Here is a 17,689-nt window from a genome sequence, read left to right as displayed (position 1 = left end):
GGTTTACCCCCCAAATCCCTGTCGAATTCCGGCCAGCGTGGTTTGACGGGGCGCCGAAGATCAAAAGCAGAGCAAGATCAAGAGCGACTCGCTTCGCATCGTGGTTACCCATGGTCAGGAGCCAACACTTGTAGCGGGACAGGGCGACTAAAAAGCGGAAACGACTGTCGCATTAAATAAGTGTCAGCCGTTTCCTTAAAATTTAGTTATGCAGAGACAAACTGTAGTCAGAATTTTCTTCATGCCGTTAGAAAATTTTTTTGGCTGTATACATTCTGTAAAAGACACTTCCATCTTCGCTGTACGAAACTTCTGTTTTATTAAAAAAGGCCCGAAAAGTGCCTGGGATCGCTAAGCTTGAGCGTGTTCAGGTGCTTTTTTTCGCAATTCAAATGGGTGTTGGGGCGAGAGAGAGTCGTTCAAGAGAAAGTTGATGGCGGGTAACAAAGGATGGTTAACGGGGTTGTTTTGTCGCGTTTCAAGTTAGTTCTTTCAAGCATAAATACAGAACTTCAGGTAGTGGCGTTCAAAGGCAGCGAAGCCCTCGATCAGCCTTACTTTATACACATGCAGTTAGTCAGCGAAGATCCTTCCCTTGACCTGGAGGCGTTGCTTCATCAACCCGTTTATCTGGCTTTCGGCGAAGCAGACCAGGGCTTACATGGGCAAATCTACGCCATCGGTCGGGATGATCCCGGTACGCGGCTCACCCTTTATCACCTGACGCTGGCCCCACGCCTGGCATCCCTTGCCCATCGTTGCGACCAGCGGGTTTTTCAGCAGCGCAGCGTACCGCAGATGATTGCCGCGGTCCTCGAACACCACGGTATCTTTGCCGACGCCTACGCGTTTGAGTTGGGGCCGGTGGTGTATCCACCGCGCGCATTTTGCGTGCAGTACAGGGAGTCCGACCTGCATTTCATCCAGCGGCTGTGTGAGGAGGAGGGTATTCACTACCACTTTCGCCACAGCGCGGAGAATCATCTGCTGGTGTTCGGTGATGACCAGACAGTATTTCGACGGTTGCCGGTGCAGCGTTATTGTCCCTCGGCTGATCCATCGCTTGGGCCCCCGGTTGTCCAACGTTTCGACCGGCGCATGGTAACGCGCAGCCGGCGCACCGTACGCCGTGACTATGACTTTGAGCACCCTTCGTTTCGCCTGCATGACCAAGCCGGTGCCGGGCCGGTCGATCCTTTGGAAGACTATGGCTACCCTGCCGGCTTTACGGGCCATGCACGCGGTGTGCAGCTGGTACGGCGCGGCCTGGAGCGCCACCAGCGTGATCGCCATCGGGTACTGGGCAAGAGCGATCAACCGGCGTTGCGCAGTGGTCACTTTCTTGAGCTGTGTGATCACCCGGACCCAGCCTGCAACGACTTATGGCTGCTGACTTCGGTGCGTCATGAGGGTTACCAGCCGCAGGTGTTGGAGGAGTCGATCGTTGATGCCAATGGGTTCCAAGGCTATCGCAACCGGTTCACCGCAACCCCCTGGCGCGCAGTGCATCGACCGGCCCTCAAGCACCCTAAGCCAACGATCAGTGGCAGTCAGACCGCAACGGTAACCGGGCCTGCCGGCGAGGATGTGCACTGCGATGCTTATGGTCGTGTGAAGGTGCGCTTTCACTGGGATCGCGCGGAAAAGGGCGACGAGACCAGCAGTTGCTGGCTGCGTGTGGCGTCCGGTTGGGCGGGTGATGGGTTTGGCGCCATGGTCATTCCACGGGTGGGCATGGAAGTGTTGGTGAGCTTTCTGGAGGGAGACCCGGACCAACCCCTTGTCACCGGTTGCCTGCCCAATGCATCGCATCTGCCGGCGTACCCTTTGCCGCAGCACAAGACACGCAGCGTTCTGCGCAGCCGCAGTTCGCCGGGCGGCCGGGGCGCCAATGAGCTGTACCTTGAAGACCGACGCGGCGAAGAGCTCATTTACCTGCGCGCCCAGCGTGACCTGGAGCAACGGGTGGGGCATGACAGTCGCCTGGAGGTAGAGGGCGATAGCCTGACTCGCGTTGGCCAAAGCCTGGTGATCGAAGCCGGGCAGCAGGTTCACCTCAAGGCCGGTGCCAGCCTTGTTATTGAGGCCGGTGCGCAACTGAGTTTGAAGGCTGGCGGGGAACATTTGGTGATGCAGGCTGGCAGCATCTCAAGCAGCCAGCCCATCACCCTGTGCGGTTCGCCGTCTGCATACCGCTCGATGAACGCCGGTGTGCAAATCTCAGCAGGGCAAGGCGTCATCATGGACTTGGCCAAGCAACTGGGCGCGGACTTTTGCCCTCTGTGTGAATGCTCCCGTGAAGGCCTGTGCGATATCGCGGGGAGGGCGGCTTGATGAACAGCTTGCCCTATCGTTGGATGGCCCAACAGCAGCAGAGCGGGCATCAACTATGCCTTGTGCTTGATGGCAACCACGAGGCTCGCCAACCTCTGCTCGCCGGTCGCGCGCCCTCGCACTATTGCAACCTTTACAGCGAGACCGCTGTGGCGCAGTTGGCGAGTTCAGGCCCGGTCATCGTGTTGATCGAGCGAATGAGTGACCCCGCCCTGACCGACCTGCTGCTACACCCCGAGTCGAACTGGGGTTGGCTCGCCAGCCTGCCGGCCAGCGACCTGGCGGGTATCGCGCGCCATTGGCGCGAGAGACTGCTGGTCGGGCCAGTAGGCCAGCAGGCGCTTTATCGCTTGCACGACAACCGCACCCTGGCCCGTGCGTTGGCCCATCTGGGCAAGGAACATTGGCCTTTCTACCTCGGGCCTCTGATCAGCGTGTGCTATTGGCATGAAGATGATTGGCACCACCACAAAAACCCTGCACCGGGCGACTACCCGGCGCCTGAGCCCCCGCCGTGGCTCGACACACCCAACCCCCAGGCCGAAGCCATCCTGCACGCCAATATCCTGCGCTACCTGCTGGCGGAGCACAGCGAAGACCTGGCGGCATTGGTCGAATTCCAAAACCCCAGGATTTGGCTGGTCCAGGTACTGGAACAAGCGCGCACCTGGCGGTGGCGGGAGCCTGCGCAGCTCGAATTTTTGGTGGTTCGCCGGTTGGCCGAGGCGTCTGGTAGCAGTGTTACTCATTGGCAACCGAGGGCAGGCGAGGCGCCTGGGGAGCATTTTGAACGAGTGGTGGCGCAGTGGCACAGGGAGGTAGGGAGCGGTGAGTAAATGGATGGGATTGGTGCTGCTGGTGGCTGGGGTGCTTTCGGGATGTACGGGGAGGGCGGTGGAGCGTTTTACGTTGGAGGTGGATTTGCCGGCGCAGTTTGAACTTAAAACGGCTGCCAACTACCGGCCCGCGACGGGTGAGACCTGCACCTTGCCTCGGCGGCGAGGTAAAAGACCTGAGCGGAAAGTCTTTTTTACAGACTACAAGCCTGTGGCGAGCAGCGTGAGTTATGAGCTGCCACTGACTGAAACGGTAGAAGGTTGTCCGTTGGTCCTGCGCAGTGTGGAGTTTGACTTTTATGCGAAGTGGGGGACGCGGAGTATGGATGTGGGTGGAAATTTCGGGAGTATTTCTATTCGAGACCGTTTGGAGGCCGACCTACCTGGGATGCCCGAGTCGGGTGTGCAGGAAATACTGGGGCAATGTAAATGGCACTTTCGGACGGTAGGGCCTTTGCATGCGATTAGAAAACTCCTGATCTGCAATTCGCTGGATTCGATGGGTAAGTTGCAAGCGTCGCGGGTAGGGGGCGTGGCGCAACGGCCGCAATTACCCGGAAAAAAGCTGAGGCTGGTGCTATCTGTCAGCAAGGATGAGTTACCTGCCTTTGACGATAGATGGGTAGCGGTGCCGGGGGGGTGGCGGCGATGCAGAGGCAAGAGTTTCGAAGACCTTTTTGCATATTGCGCAGGTAACACCACGGACTTTAAACCCATAAAAATGCCGGACGGGCGCATATGCGACGTCTATCCAACATGCAAATAACAAGGACGAATTCATGAAGCTGGATGCATGGAAGCACGCTTTTTTCAGTGAACGAATGCCTGCTTGCGCATTGAAAGGGCACTGGGTAAGTTTTCGTTTGGTCGATATGGCGGGCAATGGAAAAGCCTATGGCGGACTATCATTTTCGGTCCATGACAGTTCAGGGAGGCAGTACGTCGGTAAATTGAATGGTGAGGGTTTTGCCAGTCTGCAGGATTTCTACTGCGGCCCTGTTGTTCTCATGTTGGATGATTTGTATAGCGGGACTGAGGAGCCGTATTACCAGCTACGAACGCGCCGAACCTACAAACTGCCTATCACCGAACTTCAAATGCGCGCTGAGCGAACTTTTTTTGCTAGTGCTGACGACAGACGCGTTGAGGAGAGTCCGGCCTACCAGCAAGCGGATTGGTTTTATCAGGTTGAAGTAAGCGATTTGGTACGCCATAGCGCTCATCTGCCCCTACCTGCGTCGTCAACTTTGCGTCCCAAGCGTCATGCACTGAAAATGATGGCCGACCTAGGGTTCGGTCCGCCCGAGCCAACTTTTTCGGGTATCGTACTGTTCCCCAACAAGCACACCGTTCTGGAAATGCGACCCCTACGGGCCTTGCGCCCAATGTTATCCACCGAAGACAGCTTATGTGCCCTGAACCTCTACCAACTGGCATTGTTTGCTGCGTTGAGTTACTGCGATTTTGGGCAGGTCCCCGCAGAAAGCCCATCAGACGAAGTGCGGTTTCCGTTAGATCCGAGCGTTGGAAATTTATTCGCTGAACAGCTTTCGGTGTATCACGAAGCCTGGCGAATTGATCCGAAGCAATCACACCGTTTTTACCCGATCTACGAAGATGTTCCTTACTCCCAGCGTTTCGAAATCCTGCCTTTCGATCCTGAGTTGTACCCACAAAATCGCCCGGAACTAAAGGAAGAGCAGGAATATCCCGCACGCTTGCACTTTTTCGATGATGAAAAATTCGGCACTGATACCCAGGCTTTCATCACCCATCACGATGAGATCATCCTGATTTCTGTGCGAGGAACGGTCAGTCGTGCCGACGTATTACGCGATGCCGATGCCCATCAGGTGTCTTTCGAAGACGGTGTGGGAAAAGCGCACGATGGTTTTTACCAGGCCTACCGGGCTATACGTGATTTCGTACTGCAATACCTTGATCAGTTTCACATTGGCCAGCGCATCGTAATTTGCGGTCACAGCCTCGGCGGCGCCATTGCATTGCTGTTGGCCGAAGGACTGCGCCGAACCCCAGACGCCCACTACAACATCCTGCTCTACACCTACGGCGCCCCACGCGCCGCCGACGCCGAATTCACCGCCGGTGCCTCAACCCTGGTCCACCACCGCATCGTCAACCACAACGACCCCGTCCCCAGTGTCCCGGCGCCCTGGATGAACACCACCGCCAAGCTCTGGATTCCCGGGGCCATCACGCTATTCAGCAACCCTGCACCCGGTGGCCTGCTGTTCGCCGCAGGGCTGGTGCGCGTGGGCGGCAACCCCTATCGGCATCACGGTGAGCAATATCACTTCATGCCGATCACGCTCCCGGATGGCAGCCACTCTTCGGTGCTATGGAAGCCTGGATGTGAATCCATCGAGGAGGCAGGTTGCAACCGCGCATTGCAACTGCAAGGCGACATGCCCGGTCGCGATAATTTGCTGAGGCAACTATTCCAAGCCGACCAGCACTTCATGACCACCAGCTACGTCCCCGCAGCCTGGGCGACATTGCGCCGCTGGCAACAAACCCTGGAGAGTGAGGGCCCGCTGGTGACCCAGCGGGAGTTCGAGCTGCTCGACCGGGCCTTCGAAGGCATGCGCGAGCAACTGCGGGCCAAGCGGCGTGAACTGGCTCTGCGGCGCCCAGCCAATGATCGTAGCCATGAACCCACCGATGCCTTGAACGCAGAGATCGACCGTTTGCACACCAGCCGCGAGCGCTTGGCAAGCCTGCGCTGGCGTCGCCTGCAAGCCCACGATGTCTACGGCAGCCATGCCCGTTCTGCACATCTGCAATCGAGCCTCAAACGTTGGTTCAGCCACCGCGAGAATCGTGAGCCAGCGCAATTTGCCAGCATCCCGCCGCCGTCCCAGAATGAACAGGCACGGGCGCAAACGCTGGACATCGACTCAGTCGTCTAACCCACGCGGTTACATAAACTCCACCCGGGCCGGTTGTCGTTTCATCAGCACCTTGCCGTTGCGGATCGAGTACAACGGCAGGCCCTGGCTACGTATGACTTCGTAGTCGCTGTCGGCCGACAGGATCAGCAGGTTGGCCGGGCGACCTGCTTGCAACCCATAGCGATCGCCCAGGGCCATGGCTTTGGCACTGTTGTCGGTGACAAGGTCCAGGGCGTTTTGCAAATTGCGGTAACCGAGCATATGGCAGATGTGCAGGCCGGCCTCCAGCACTCGCAGGATATTGCCGTTACCCAGCGGGTACCAGGGATCGACGATGGAGTCCTGGCCGAAACACACGTTCATGCCGGCCTCAAGCAGTTCGTTGACGCGGGTGACGCCGCGGCGTTTCGGGAAGTTGTCGAAGCGGCCTTGCAGGTGGATGCTTTCGGTGGGGCACGAGACAAAGCTGATACCGGAATGCCCCAGCAGGCGAAACAGCTTGGCGCAGTAAGCGTTGTCGTAGGAGCCCATGGCCGTCGTGTGGCTGGCTGTCACGCGGGCACCCATTTCGCGGCTGCGGGCTTCTTCGGCGAGGACTTCGAGAAAGCGTGAGTGGGGATCGTCGGTTTCGTCACAGTGCACGTCCACCAGGCAGCCGGTGCGTTCGGCCAGGTCCATGAGGAACTTCACCGAACTCACGCCTTGGTCGCGGGTGTATTCGAAGTGGGGGATGCCACCGATCACGTCGGCACCCAGGCGAATGGCTTCTTCCATCAGTTCGCGGCCATTGCGGAATGACTCGATGCCCTCCTGGGGGAAGGCGACGATTTGCAGGTCGATCAGGTGGGTGCTCTCTTCACGTACCTCCAGCATGGCCTTGAGTGCGGTGAGGTCTGGGTCGGTGACGTCGACATGGGTGCGCACATGCTGGATGCCATGGGCGGCGAGGGCCTGAATGGTTTTTTTGGCCCGCGCCTTGGTGTCTTCCTGGGTAATGGTGGCCTTGCGTTCACCCCAGCATTCGATGCCTTCAAACAGCGTACCGCTCATGTTCCAGCGCGGCTCGCCAGCGGTAAGCGTGGCGTCAAGATGGATGTGGGGTTCGACGAAGGGCGGTATCACCAGGTTGCCGGCGGCGTCCAAGTCGCCGGCCATCAGCGTTGGCACCCCGGTTTGCGCAGTGATGCTGGCGATCCGGCCGTGTTCCAGGTGCAGATCATGCAGGCCTTCACGGTTGCGCAGGCGGGCATTGATGATGTGCATGGTCAAGTTCCTCTTGGCTAAAAACAATCAGGCAGACAGCCGCCAGATCCTCAGGGCGATACCGATGTCCAGGCGGTCATGGCGCGTAGTATGGCGCTGAGCAGCACATAGGTCAGCGATGCGGCAACAATTCCCACCAACGGCGCGACCCACGGCGAGTTGAACGCGACCACGGTGCCCACCCCATACGCGATCAGACCTGGCCAATTGAATGCCGGTAAGTGAGCTTCTGCCAAGCGCGGATATTGGCCGCGATAGCGATAGAAGAAGTCCGCCATGATCACGCCTCCTATCGGCGGGATGACCGTGCCCAGCAGGATCAGGTACGGCACCAACAGGTCGTACATGCCGAACAAGGCGAGCAAGGTGCCGATCACCGCGCCGGCCAGGGTCACGCTCTTGCGACGCTGGGTACGCAGCAGGTTGCAACCGGCGACGGCGAAGTTGTAGATGGTGTTGTCCTGGGTGCTCCAGATATTGAGCAGCAACATCGCCATCGCCGCCGTGGCGAAACCTTGCAGCAGCAAGACTTCCACCACATCCGGTTGCTGATAGACGATGGCGCCATAGGCCCCGATCAGCACCATCAAGCCGTTGCCGACAAAAAAGCCGATCAGGCTAGCCAGCACCGCAACCTTGGTCGAGCGCGAAAACCGTGTCCAGTTGGTGGCCTGAGTTGCCCCGCTGACAAAGGTCCCGAACACCAGCGTGATGGCGGTGGACAAGTCCAGTTCAGCGCTGGGCACCACTGCCAGCAGCCCCTCCAGCCCGCCGACCTTCACGGTGGCGACCCACATCGACAGCAGCAACAGAAGCCCCATGGCCGGCACCGCGATGTAGGACAGGATTTCCAAGCCGCGATACCCCACGTAGGCGGTGGCGCAGAACAATAAGCCAAACACCAGCATCAGCCCCAGCACACTGCCCGGGCTCAACTGGAAATACTTGCCCAATACCACGGCCGCCGTGGCCGTGCCCCAGGCATACCAGCCGATCTGGGTAAAGCCGAGGATCAAGTCACTGAGCTTGCTGCCCACTTCGCCAAAGCAGAAACGCCCCATCAACACCGAGTTCAAGCCGCTCTTGAACGCGATGTAACCCAAGCCTGCGGCGTAGATACCCAACAACAGGTTACCCAGGACCACGACGCCGAGCATGTCGATGAAACTGAACGCCACCCCCAGCTTGCCGCCGGCGAACATGGTCGCGGTAAAAAAGGTGAACCCCAACAACACCATGGCCGTAGAGGCCAGACCCTTGCGCGCGTGCAAGGGGACTTCGCTGAGAGGGTAGTCGTTGCCGGGGTCTTGCTGCGTCATGGGGCTGCTCCCTGAGTGGTGACCCAGGTCGCGTGCATCCTGCGTGCCAACGTAGATGCGGGCAGGTATGCGCTGACGGGAGCAAGCCCTTTATAAGGCCGCCCCCTCCCAATCAGCGCAAAAGCAGTGCAGCGGTGAGCCAAACTGGCTCAGTCGAACAGCGTTGGCATGAAGCGCATAGTGGGTCTCAATACCCCTTGCAGTCACGCGTCCCCATCAGTCCATCGGTGCTTCAAAGATGGACTCGATGGGCTGCTCGAATACCTTGGCGATCTTGAACGCCAAGGGCAAGCTCGGGTCGTAGCGGCCGGTCTCGATGGCGTTGACGGTCTGGCGCGACACACCCAGGCGCTCTGCAAGGTCAGCCTGGGACCAGCCCAGTTCGGAGCGCAGATGACGCATTTGATTGTTCACTGATAGCGCCTTGAGCCGATGATCGTCGCCACACACCAGACGCCGCCCATGATCGGCCAGACCATGAAGGCCGACATCCGCGGGAAGCCAGCCGTTTCCAGAAAACCGTAGCTGAAGGTGGTCAGCGCCGTGCAGACAAACGCCACCGCAAGCGCTTCGAGCTGGATCTTGCGGCCCATTTCATCCATGGCGTTCAGCCGCCGGATAATCGACACCGCCATCGCGATCATCGGGATGACGGGCAGCAGTGCCAGGGCGATTTTGGCGACGCCGTCGGGCATCGACGACATGTAGACGCTGGAAACCACCACGCACAGTATGTACACCAACAAAATGACAGCGAACTCCATCGGGAAGCGTTTGGGTGACATGATCATCTCCATAAGTAAAGGGTGCTTTACATTAGGTGGTGGTCAATTCGGTGTCAAGCTTGCTTTACATCGTGGTAGGCAGGCATTAAAAAACCACCCGCAGGTGGTTCTTTTCAATACTTGATCACTTACTCGCCGCGATAGATGCAGCCACTGGTGCAGGTCTCGTGGATACGGATCGCACTGAGTTCCGGCAGCAAGGGTTTCAGTTCATTCCAGATCCACTTGGCCAGTACTTCGCTGGTGGGGTTTTCCAGGCCGGGAATGTCGTTGAGGTAGTTGTGGTCGAGGCGTTCATAGAGCGGCTTGAAAATCGCTTTGATCTCCGAGAAGTCGCGAATCCAGCCGGTATGGGGATCCAGGTCGCCGCTCAGGTGGATGGCCACCTTGAACGAATGCCCATGCAGGCGCCCGCATTTGTGGCCTTCCGGTACGTGGGGCAGGCGATGGGCGGATTCGAATGTAAATTCCTTGAAGATTTCCACAGTGTTTTCAGCTCGGTCAGGTGTCTGGCAGGCGGCGAGTTTAACAGCTTGATCAACCTCTGCGCATACCGCCCCTCGGCCGCAGGCACCCATGCGGTCAAAGGGCTAGCAATCGGTCGCCGAGCTTGCCGTTGTCCGCCAATGCCAAAAACTCATCCCCCAGCCGTTGGCTCTCGCTCATGGCGGTTTGCCAATATTTGTTGCGGCCAGGGTCATCGCCCATAAAGCGCTTGAAGTCGCTGCGGTCTGGCAGCTTGCCGTGGGGCAGGCGGGCCAGGTAATCCCTGGACGGCGCCAGCAGTAACACATCCTGCAAGCCTTGCTGGTTGCTGCGTCGCCAGGGCAGGCCCTTGTCGAACCAGCCGGGGATGACCCGGTCGGTAAAGTGCGGGTACAGCACGATGTCATCGCCGTGGTAAGGAAGGTCGAGGTGGTAATCCAGCAGGCCGCCGTCGCGGTAGGTGCCGGCTCCGGCCCCGGGCAGGTCGCGCACGCCTTGCATCACCATGGGGATCGAGCCGGACGCGAGCAACGCCTGGCGCAGGTTGCCCACGTCCAGGGTGAGGAAGCGCGAGGGGAAATCCTTCAGAGGGTGTACCGGTGGCGCCTGACGCGGGTCGTGGATGATCAGCCGCTCGAAATGCCGCGACAGCCGTGCGCGGCCCCGCAGGTTATCGGCAATCACCGACGACAGGCCCAGCCCCAGCCGCCCACGGTGGTCATCGGCGAGCAAGCCGTGGCTCTTGACCACCATGATGTTCAGCCGATAGTCGGGGTTGTCCAGCACCCGCGCATCGCGCCCGGCCAGCAGGTCGTCGAGCATGCGCTGGCAGCTCTGGCTGACTTGGGCCATGGTCACGCCTTTGGCAAAGCGCTGCTCGTTGTACAGGCGGCCCAGGTCGAGCAAGCCTTGCACCGGGTCGGGCAGGCAGGCGCTGGCGAACCGCCAGGAGCCGATGGACGCGCCGATCAGCGCCCGCTCGCGCGGCGCACGGCGTAACCAGTCACCGAACAGCGCCAGGTCGAGCCCTTGGATACCCAGGGCCTTGGGGCCGCCGGCCGCACCGGGGAGGATGCCCACGTCGGCAGGCGCAAGGCCCTGCTCGCGGAGGCGGGTGAAGGCGCGTTTGCCGGCCTTGAGGGTCAAGGCCGGGAACTTGATATGGATGGCGGTCATACCGGTCTCTGTTGAGGCGAGCGGGGCAGTATAGGAAATCTCGCAGGCAGTGGGAAAAATGGCTTAACCGGAATTGCCATGGTGGCAATTCAGTTTCAGTTAAGTTGCAGCGCGTACCGTGGCCGACGTAGGAAAACATCATGTAACGGAGACTCATCATGAAGCGCCTCACTGCCCTGGGCGCCGCCGCTATCATCCTCGTTACGGCGACCCCGGCCGCCGCATTGGACCCCGACAAACCACTGATCGTGCCGGCCACTGTTACTATTGTCGCTTTCGATCAATTGGAAGCCACTGCCCTGGCCCTTCACCCTGGTTCGACGCTGCTGGGCACCGACCTGGATGAGGAGTACGGCAAGTACGTCTATGAAGTTGAGCTTCAAGACACTGACGGCATTGAATGGGATGTTGAATTGAACGCGCTCACCGGGCAGGTTCTCAAGAATCATCAGGATACGTAATGACGGTAAATTTACGCGTCGGCAGTCGCGTGGCGCTGGTGCTCATGGTGTTTTGTTCCAGCCTGGCGGCCCGCGACCTCAACCAGGACGAAGCCCTGGCCCTGCGCCAGCAAGGCGTGATCCTGCCATTGGAACAGCTGTTGCAGCAGGCCATGGCGCGATACCCCGGCTCACGGCTGCTGGAAGCCGAACTGGAAAAGAAACACGGGCAATACGCCTATGAAGTGGAACTGGTGACCACCGAGGGCGTGGTGCGCGAGATCAAGCTGGATGCCACCAATGGCGACCTGATCAAAGATGAGGAAGACTGATGCGCCTGCTCCTGGTGGAAGACAACGTGCCCCTGGCCGACGAACTGATGGCCGGCCTGCAGCGCCAGGGCTATGCGGTCGACTGGCTGGCCGATGGCCGCGACGCCGTGTATCAAGGGCGCAGCGAGCCCTATGACCTGATCATTCTTGACCTTGGCCTGCCCGGTTTGCCCGGGCTTGACGTGCTGGCGCAATGGCGCGCCGCCGCGCTGGCCATCCCGGTGCTGATCCTCACCGCCCGCGATTCCTGGGCTGAGCGTATCGAAGGGCTCAAGGCCGGCGCCGATGATTACCTGAGCAAACCCTTTCACCCCGAAGAGCTGTACCTGCGCATCCAGTCGCTGCTGCGCCGCTCCCACGGCCAGACGAACCAGCCCACCCTGCAAGCCGCCGGCCTGCATTTGGATGAAGGGCGCCAGTGCGTGCTGCGCGACGGCGCCGAGATCCAATTGACGGCTGCCGAATTTCGGTTGTTGCGCTATTTCATGCTGCATCCCGAACAGATCCTGTCCAAAAGCCACCTGGCCGAACACTTGTATGACGGCGAGACCGAGCGCGACTCCAATGTACTTGAGGTGCACGTCAACCACCTGCGGCGCAAATTGGGCCGCAGCGTGATCGAGACGCGGCGCGGGCAGGGCTACCGTTTCGGCGCCACCCCGGCATGAGGTCAATCCAGCGGCGCCTGAGCCTGGGGTTGATCAGCGTGATGGTGATTGTCGGCGTGGTGCTGGCGCAAACCAGCCTGTGGTTGTTCGAGGCAGGTTTGCAGCGCTACCTTGAAGCGGGCTTGCGCAACGACAGCGAAAACCTGCTGGTGGCGCTGGTGCGTGGGCCCAACGGTGTGCAGTTGGATGAGCAACGCCTGTCGCCGGCGTACCAACGGCCATTCTCCGGGCATTACTTTCGTATCGACTTTGCCGATGTGCATTGGCGCTCCCGCTCACTGTGGGACCAGGAACTGCCCCGGCTTCCCACGGCGGGGCTCAAGGGCAACCTGCAACTGGGGCCCGAAGGCCAGCAACTGTTGGTGCTGCGCTCGGACTACAAGCGCTTTGGCCAGTCGATTTCCATCAGCGTGGCCCAGGACTACACGCCGGTGCGCGAGAGCTTTCGCCTGATGCGCCAGGTCGGCCTGGTGATGGGGCTGGCGGCGCTGCTACTGGTGCTGGTTCTGCAACGGGTCACGGTGCGCCGTGCCTTGCGCCCGCTGGAGACCGCGCGCAACCAGATCGCTCAACTGCAACAAGGCCAGCGCTCGCAACTCGATACTCAGGTGCCACTTGAGCTGGAGCCCCTGGTGGCGCAGATCAACCACCTGCTGGCGCACACCGAAGACAGCCTCAAGCGCTCCCGCAACGCCCTCGGCAACCTGGGCCATGCGCTTAAAACCCCGCTGGCGGTGTTATTGAGCGCCGCTTCCAGTGAAGCCCTCAAGGATCATCCGCAGTTGAGCCAGTTGTTGCGCGAGCAACTGGAGCAGGTGCAGCAGCGCCTCAACCGTGAACTCAACCGTGCGCGCCTGGCGGGTGATGCCTTGCCGGGCGCGTTGTTTGACTGTGAACAAGAGCTGCCCGGCTTACTGGCCACCCTGCGCATGATCCACGGCGAACACCTGGACCTCAGCTATCAAGTGGCGCCGGGCCTGCAACTGCCCTGGGACCGGGAAGACCTGCTGGAACTGCTGGGCAACCTGTTGGACAACGCCTGTAAATGGGCGGACGCCGAGGTACGCCTGAGCGTCAGTGAGACGCCCCAGGGCTACCGGCTGGCAGTGGAAGACGATGGCCCCGGCATTCCCGAGGCCCAGCGCGACCAAGTGTTCAGCCGTGGCGCACGCCTGGATGAGCAAAGGGTTGGCCATGGCCTTGGGCTGGGAATCGTGCGCGACATCGTTGAGGTGTGGGGCGGGGTGTTGCAGCTGCAGGAGAGTGAGCTGGGTGGGCTCAAGGTGTTGATCGAGTTGCCACGCCGCTGACACTGACACACCACTGCTCAAGATGTGGGAGCTGGCTTGCCTGCGATAGCATCGACTCGGTTTGCCTGAAGTACCGAGGTGTCTGCATCGCGGGCAAGCCCGGCTCCCACAGAAAAGCCTTGCTACATTCAGACCCTGAACTGATCCATCAACCCCTGCTGCTGATTCGCCAGGCTGTTCAACGCCTGGCTGACCCGCGCCGACTCATTGGCCTGCTCCGACAATGACTCGGTCACATCGCGAATGGTCGCCACGTTGCTGTTGATCTCTTCGGCCACCGCGCTTTGCTCTTCGGCGGCGCTGGCGATTTGCAGGTTCATGTCGCTGATCACCGTGACCGCATCGCCAATCTGGCGCAAGGCGGTGACGGCCTGGCCCACCTGTTCGACGCTGCCCTGGGCCTGGCGATAGCTGTTGCCCATGGAGCCGACCACGTCGCTGGTACCGGTTTGCAATTGTTCGATCACCAGGCGGGTTTCTTCCACCGATTCCTGGGTGCGCCGCGCCAGGTTACGCACTTCGTCGGCGACCACGGCAAAACCGCGGCCGGCTTCACCGGCGCGAGCGGCTTCGATGGCGGCGTTGAGCGCCAACAGGTTGGTCTGCTCGGCGATGCCGCGAATCACTTCGAGCACCGAGCCGATCTGTTCGCTGTTGGCGGCCAAGCCTTCTACCTGGGCCATGGCAGTGCTCATGTCGGCGGCGAGCTCGCCAATGTTGACGGTGGTGCGGTCGATAACGGTCAAGCCTTGGCGGGTCGCCTGGTCGGCATCCCGGGCGGCTTGGGCCGCTTGGGCGGCGCTGCGGGCCACATCCTGGGCGGTGGCGCTCATTTCGTGGGACGCGGTGGCCACCTGATCCACCTGGCGGTACTGCTGCTCCATGCCGGCGCTGGTTTGCGTGGCAATGGCTGCGGATTGGTCGGCGGTGCCGCGGGCGTCCTGCACCGAGCGTTTGACCTCGGCAATGATCGGCTGCAGCTTGTCGAGGAAGCGGTTGAACCAGCCGGCCAATTGGCCCAGTTCATCCTGTTTGGCATAGGCCAGGCGCCGGGTCAGGTCGCCTTCGCCGCTGGCAATGTCTTCAAGCATGTGCGCCACGCCAAGGATTGGCCGGGTCACGCTGCGCGCCATCAGCCACACCAGGATCAAGCCGACCACGGCGGCGAGCAGGCCCAGGCCCAGTTCCAGCAAGGTGCCTTTGGCGTTGTCGGCGTCCAGCTGGTTTTTCAGCGCTTCGGCGGGGGCGACCAGGACTTGTTCCGGTACATCCAGCAATACGCCCCAGGCCTTACCGCCGGGAATCGGTGCAAAAGGCGCCAGTACCTTGAGTTGATGGTCGGTGCGCAGGCTGTGGGTCTGGGTACTGCTGGCCAAGGCACTGATCAACTGAGCGCCGCTGGCCGGGTCGACCTGCTCCAGGCGTTGGCTGAGTTTGCTGGCATCCGGGCTGTAGCCGGCCAGTAAGCCGGTCGGGCTGAGGATGCTGACCTGGGTCTGGCCGTCGTACAGTTTCTGGCTGGCCTGTTGGCTGACCGCCTGCAGGCTGTTGAGGTTGATGTCCACCGACAGCGAGGCGATGACTTTGCCATTGACCATCAGCGGGAACACGATGCTGGTCATCAGCACGTTCTGGCCGTCGATCACATAGAAGTAGGGCTCGATCACGCAGGGCTTGAGGGTCGTGCGTGGGCAAGTGAACCAGGCGTTGGCTTTTTCGCCGCTGGGGCCGATGGAGGTGTCGGCCATGTCGCTCTCGGGCAGCGCCATCGAGGTGATTTTCCCCGGTGTCGGTTGCGACCAGTACAGCGCGAAACGGCCTTTGTCATTGCTGCCCAGTTCCGCCTGGTTGGCGAACAGTTCGTCTTTGCCGTCCAGCGCATTGGCTTCGAACACCAGGGACAGGCCGAGCAGGTCTGGGTTGGCCTGCAGGGCGGCCTTGACCTGGCGCGTCAGGTCTTCACGGGTGTCGAAGGCATCGAGAAAGCGCTTCTCGGCCTGTTCGCGCAAAAACAGCACCTGGCGGGAAAAGCCATGGCCGTACTGGTAGGCATCCATGAACTGCTGGCGAATGCCCAGCGCCTGCACTTCGCCTTGGGCTTCAATGCGCGACTGGGCGGCTTCGTCGAGCATCTGCATGCTGGACGCCTTGACCTGCTGCGAGCTCTGCGCCATGCGATACAGCGACAGACCCACCAGCAGGGTCACGATCCCCAGCAGGCACAGGCCCGCCAGCAGGGTGATTTTCCATTGAATGGAGAGCTGCCTGAGCGACATCGGGACATCCTTACCTGAAAGCACATAGAGACAGCGTATCGGCCAGTGCCTGTAATTCTTTATCTGTGCAGAGGGCTTTGCCTCACCACAGTTTTTGACATGACAGCCCAGCTCCTGCAAAGTGCGCGCCCTCTAATAAGACCTCTTTCAAGCCTGCACGCCGGCAGCTGTTCCCATGGGCCGCGCGCGGGCATGCCTGTCTTTTTTGTTTCTGCTTGAGGTAACCATGATTAACGCAGTCATCGCCGCGGTCGGCACCATGCTGGTACTCAGCCTGTCCCGCGTGCATGTGGTCATCGCCATTATCGTCGGCGCCCTGGTGGGTGGCTTGACCGGTGGCCTGGGTATCGAGGCCACGCTCAAGGCCTTCAACGGCGGGCTGGGCGGCGGCGCAACCGTGGCCTTGTCCTACGCATTGCTCGGGGCTTTCGCCGTGGCGATTGCCAAGTCCGGGCTGGCCCATGCCCTGGCGGACAAAGCCTTGCTGCTGGTGGACCGCCAGGACGCCAGCGGTGGCAACCACGTCAAATGGCTGCTGATCGGCCTGTTGTGGGTGGTGGCGATTGCCTCGCAGAACATCTTGCCGATCCACATTGCGTTTATTCCGCTGCTGGTACCGCCGCTGTTGTATGTGCTGACCAAGCTGCAACTGGACCGTCGCCTGATCGCCTGTGTGATGACCTTCGGCCTGATCACCCCGTACATGTTTCTGCCGGTGGGCTTTGGCAATATCTTCCTCAATCAGATCCTGCTGGCCAACGTCGCCAAGAGCGGGGTGGATATCAGCGGGGTGAATGTCACCCACGCCATGGGCCTGCCGGCGCTGGGCATGGTGGTCGGCCTGCTGGTGGCGGTGTTGATCAGCTACCGCAAAAAGCGTGTGTACGACCTGAAGAAAATCGAGCGTGTCGAGCAAGTGGCGGTGCAGTACAACCCGCTGACCCTGCTGGTGGCCGGTCTGGCGATTGCCTCGGCGTTCATCATCCAGTTGTGGCTGGACTCGATGATCATCGGTGCCCTGGCCGGCTTCCTGATCTTCTCGGTGTCGGGCATCGTGCGCTGGCGCGACACCGATGACCTGTTCACCGAAGGCATGAAGATGATGGCGATGATCGGCTTCATCATGATCGCGTCCTCAGGCTTTGCCGAAGTGCTCAAGGCCACCGGTGACGTGAACTCGCTGGTGCAGGCCTCGGCAGCGTTCATCGGCCATAGCCGGGGCGTTGGCGCGTTGTTGATGCTGCTGGTGGGGTTGTTGGTGACCATGGGCATCGGCTCGTCGTTTTCCACGGTGCCGATCCTCGCGGCGATTTTCGTGCCGCTGTGTGTGCAGTTGGGCTTCAGCCCGGTGGCCATCGTGTGCATCGTTGGTACCGCCGGTGCCTTGGGCGACGCCGGTTCGCCCGCCTCGGACTCTACCCTCGGGCCCACCTCCGGCCTGAATATCGACGGCCAGCACCACCACATCTGGGACACCGTGGTGCCGACCTTCCTGCACTACAACCTGCCGCTGCTGGCGTTCGGCTGGCTGGCCGCGATGACGCTCTGACGA

16 protein-coding genes are annotated in these 17,689 nt (G+C 60.6%); 9 read left to right on the top strand and 7 right to left on the bottom strand.

Annotated elements, in window-relative coordinates; genetic code table 11:
• Positions 1 to 450: 450 nt before the first annotated feature.
• From tssI to QK296_RS25700, 4 genes are read left to right on the top strand one after another with little or no spacing between them, the layout of a single operon-like run.
• Positions 451 to 2,334: a type VI secretion system tip protein TssI/VgrG gene (gene tssI / locus QK296_RS25715; RefSeq protein WP_282391766.1), complete on the top strand. Its 1,884-nt coding sequence runs from the start codon at positions 451 to 453 to the stop codon at positions 2,332 to 2,334.
• Positions 2,334 to 3,170, top strand: a complete 837-nt coding sequence (locus tag QK296_RS25710) for a DUF4123 domain-containing protein (protein ID WP_282391764.1) — start codon at positions 2,334 to 2,336, stop codon at positions 3,168 to 3,170. The genes tssI and QK296_RS25710 overlap by 1 nt, the downstream gene beginning before the upstream one ends.
• Positions 3,171 to 3,174: 4 nt before the next feature.
• On the top strand, positions 3,175 to 3,936 hold the full coding sequence (locus QK296_RS25705) for a hypothetical protein (protein ID WP_169855361.1): 762 nt from the start codon (positions 3,175 to 3,177) through the stop codon (positions 3,934 to 3,936).
• A gap of 13 nt (positions 3,937 to 3,949) precedes the next feature.
• Entirely contained in the window at positions 3,950 to 6,100 is a 2,151-nt protein-coding gene (locus tag QK296_RS25700; RefSeq protein WP_169855134.1) for a lipase family protein, read from the top strand.
• Positions 6,101 to 6,109: 9 nt separating this feature from the next.
• Here the strand turns inward: QK296_RS25700 and codA are convergent, their stop codons facing one another.
• From codA to QK296_RS25670, 6 genes are all read right to left on the bottom strand, one after another.
• Complete coding sequence (gene codA / locus QK296_RS25695; protein WP_003190252.1) at positions 6,110 to 7,345, bottom strand: cytosine deaminase; 1,236 nt, start codon at positions 7,343 to 7,345, stop codon at positions 6,110 to 6,112.
• Between the two features lie 50 nt (positions 7,346 to 7,395).
• On the bottom strand, positions 7,396 to 8,664 hold the full coding sequence (gene codB, locus QK296_RS25690) for a cytosine permease (RefSeq protein WP_169855135.1): 1,269 nt from the start codon (positions 8,662 to 8,664) through the stop codon (positions 7,396 to 7,398).
• A 216-nt stretch (positions 8,665 to 8,880) separates the two neighbouring features.
• Complete coding sequence (locus tag QK296_RS25685; protein ID WP_003190255.1) at positions 8,881 to 9,078, bottom strand: helix-turn-helix transcriptional regulator; 198 nt, start codon at positions 9,076 to 9,078, stop codon at positions 8,881 to 8,883.
• Entirely contained in the window at positions 9,075 to 9,449 is a 375-nt protein-coding gene (locus QK296_RS25680) for a hypothetical protein (RefSeq protein ID WP_169855136.1), read from the bottom strand. Before QK296_RS25680 ends, QK296_RS25685 begins: the two co-directional genes overlap by 4 nt.
• Before the next feature lie 128 nt (positions 9,450 to 9,577).
• Positions 9,578 to 9,934: a 6-carboxytetrahydropterin synthase QueD gene (queD, locus tag QK296_RS25675; protein WP_003190259.1), complete on the bottom strand. Its 357-nt coding sequence runs from the start codon at positions 9,932 to 9,934 to the stop codon at positions 9,578 to 9,580.
• Between the two features lie 97 nt (positions 9,935 to 10,031).
• Positions 10,032 to 11,111 (bottom strand): hypothetical protein, encoded by a 1,080-nt coding sequence (locus QK296_RS25670; protein WP_057710162.1) that lies wholly within the window; start codon positions 11,109 to 11,111, stop codon positions 10,032 to 10,034.
• Positions 11,112 to 11,269: 158 nt separating this feature from the next.
• Here QK296_RS25670 and QK296_RS25665 point away from each other — a divergent pair, with 158 nt between their 5' ends.
• Genes QK296_RS25665 through QK296_RS25650 form a run of 4 tightly spaced genes read left to right on the top strand, consistent with a single transcriptional unit; the run spans position 11,270 to position 13,861 of the window.
• The gene (locus QK296_RS25665) at positions 11,270 to 11,572 is read left to right on the top strand and encodes a PepSY domain-containing protein (protein WP_003190264.1); all 303 of its coding nucleotides are present in this window, start codon (positions 11,270 to 11,272) and stop codon (positions 11,570 to 11,572) included.
• The gene (locus QK296_RS25660) at positions 11,572 to 11,883 is read left to right on the top strand and encodes a PepSY domain-containing protein (RefSeq protein WP_282391758.1); all 312 of its coding nucleotides are present in this window, start codon (positions 11,572 to 11,574) and stop codon (positions 11,881 to 11,883) included. The genes QK296_RS25665 and QK296_RS25660 overlap by 1 nt, the downstream gene beginning before the upstream one ends.
• Positions 11,883 to 12,551 (top strand): response regulator transcription factor, encoded by a 669-nt coding sequence (locus QK296_RS25655; RefSeq protein WP_003190268.1) that lies wholly within the window; start codon positions 11,883 to 11,885, stop codon positions 12,549 to 12,551. The genes QK296_RS25660 and QK296_RS25655 overlap by 1 nt, the downstream gene beginning before the upstream one ends.
• Complete coding sequence (locus tag QK296_RS25650; protein ID WP_034135264.1) at positions 12,548 to 13,861, top strand: sensor histidine kinase; 1,314 nt, start codon at positions 12,548 to 12,550, stop codon at positions 13,859 to 13,861. The genes QK296_RS25655 and QK296_RS25650 overlap by 4 nt, the downstream gene beginning before the upstream one ends.
• 128 nt (positions 13,862 to 13,989) lie before the next feature.
• Here QK296_RS25650 and QK296_RS25645 read toward each other — a convergent pair whose 3' ends face one another.
• A complete protein-coding gene (locus tag QK296_RS25645) occupies positions 13,990 to 16,137 on the bottom strand; it encodes a methyl-accepting chemotaxis protein (RefSeq protein WP_212614040.1) in 2,148 nt (715 codons plus the stop codon).
• 229 nt (positions 16,138 to 16,366) lie between these two features.
• Here QK296_RS25645 and QK296_RS25640 point away from each other — a divergent pair, with 229 nt between their 5' ends.
• The gene (locus QK296_RS25640; protein WP_161793214.1) at positions 16,367 to 17,686 is read left to right on the top strand and encodes a Na+/H+ antiporter NhaC family protein; all 1,320 of its coding nucleotides are present in this window, start codon (positions 16,367 to 16,369) and stop codon (positions 17,684 to 17,686) included.
• Positions 17,687 to 17,689 lie beyond the last annotated feature (3 nt).

Source organism: Pseudomonas sp. AL10, assembly GCF_029960685.1.
GTDB lineage: Bacteria > Pseudomonadota > Gammaproteobacteria > Pseudomonadales > Pseudomonadaceae > Aquipseudomonas > Aquipseudomonas lactis.
This window is presented reverse-complemented; position numbering and strand designations above follow the sequence as displayed.

Coding starts and splice junctions, on each gene's coding strand:
- codB (WP_169855135.1), bottom strand. CDS start 8,664: ATGACGCAGCAAGACCCCGGCAACGACTACCCTCTCAGCGAAGTCCCC.
- QK296_RS25710 (WP_282391764.1), top strand. CDS start 2,334: ATGAACAGCTTGCCCTATCGTTGGATGGCCCAACAGCAGCAGAGCGGG.
- tssI (WP_282391766.1), top strand. CDS start 451: ATGGTTAACGGGGTTGTTTTGTCGCGTTTCAAGTTAGTTCTTTCAAGC.
- codA (WP_003190252.1), bottom strand. CDS start 7,345: ATGCACATCATCAATGCCCGCCTGCGCAACCGTGAAGGCCTGCATGAT.
- QK296_RS25660 (WP_282391758.1), top strand. CDS start 11,572: ATGACGGTAAATTTACGCGTCGGCAGTCGCGTGGCGCTGGTGCTCATG.
- QK296_RS25655 (WP_003190268.1), top strand. CDS start 11,883: ATGCGCCTGCTCCTGGTGGAAGACAACGTGCCCCTGGCCGACGAACTG.
- QK296_RS25670 (WP_057710162.1), bottom strand. CDS start 11,111: ATGACCGCCATCCATATCAAGTTCCCGGCCTTGACCCTCAAGGCCGGC.
- QK296_RS25645 (WP_212614040.1), bottom strand. CDS start 16,137: ATGTCGCTCAGGCAGCTCTCCATTCAATGGAAAATCACCCTGCTGGCG.
- QK296_RS25650 (WP_034135264.1), top strand. CDS start 12,548: ATGAGGTCAATCCAGCGGCGCCTGAGCCTGGGGTTGATCAGCGTGATG.
- QK296_RS25680 (WP_169855136.1), bottom strand. CDS start 9,449: ATGTCACCCAAACGCTTCCCGATGGAGTTCGCTGTCATTTTGTTGGTG.
- QK296_RS25705 (WP_169855361.1), top strand. CDS start 3,175: ATGGGATTGGTGCTGCTGGTGGCTGGGGTGCTTTCGGGATGTACGGGG.
- QK296_RS25700 (WP_169855134.1), top strand. CDS start 3,950: ATGAAGCTGGATGCATGGAAGCACGCTTTTTTCAGTGAACGAATGCCT.
- QK296_RS25665 (WP_003190264.1), top strand. CDS start 11,270: ATGAAGCGCCTCACTGCCCTGGGCGCCGCCGCTATCATCCTCGTTACG.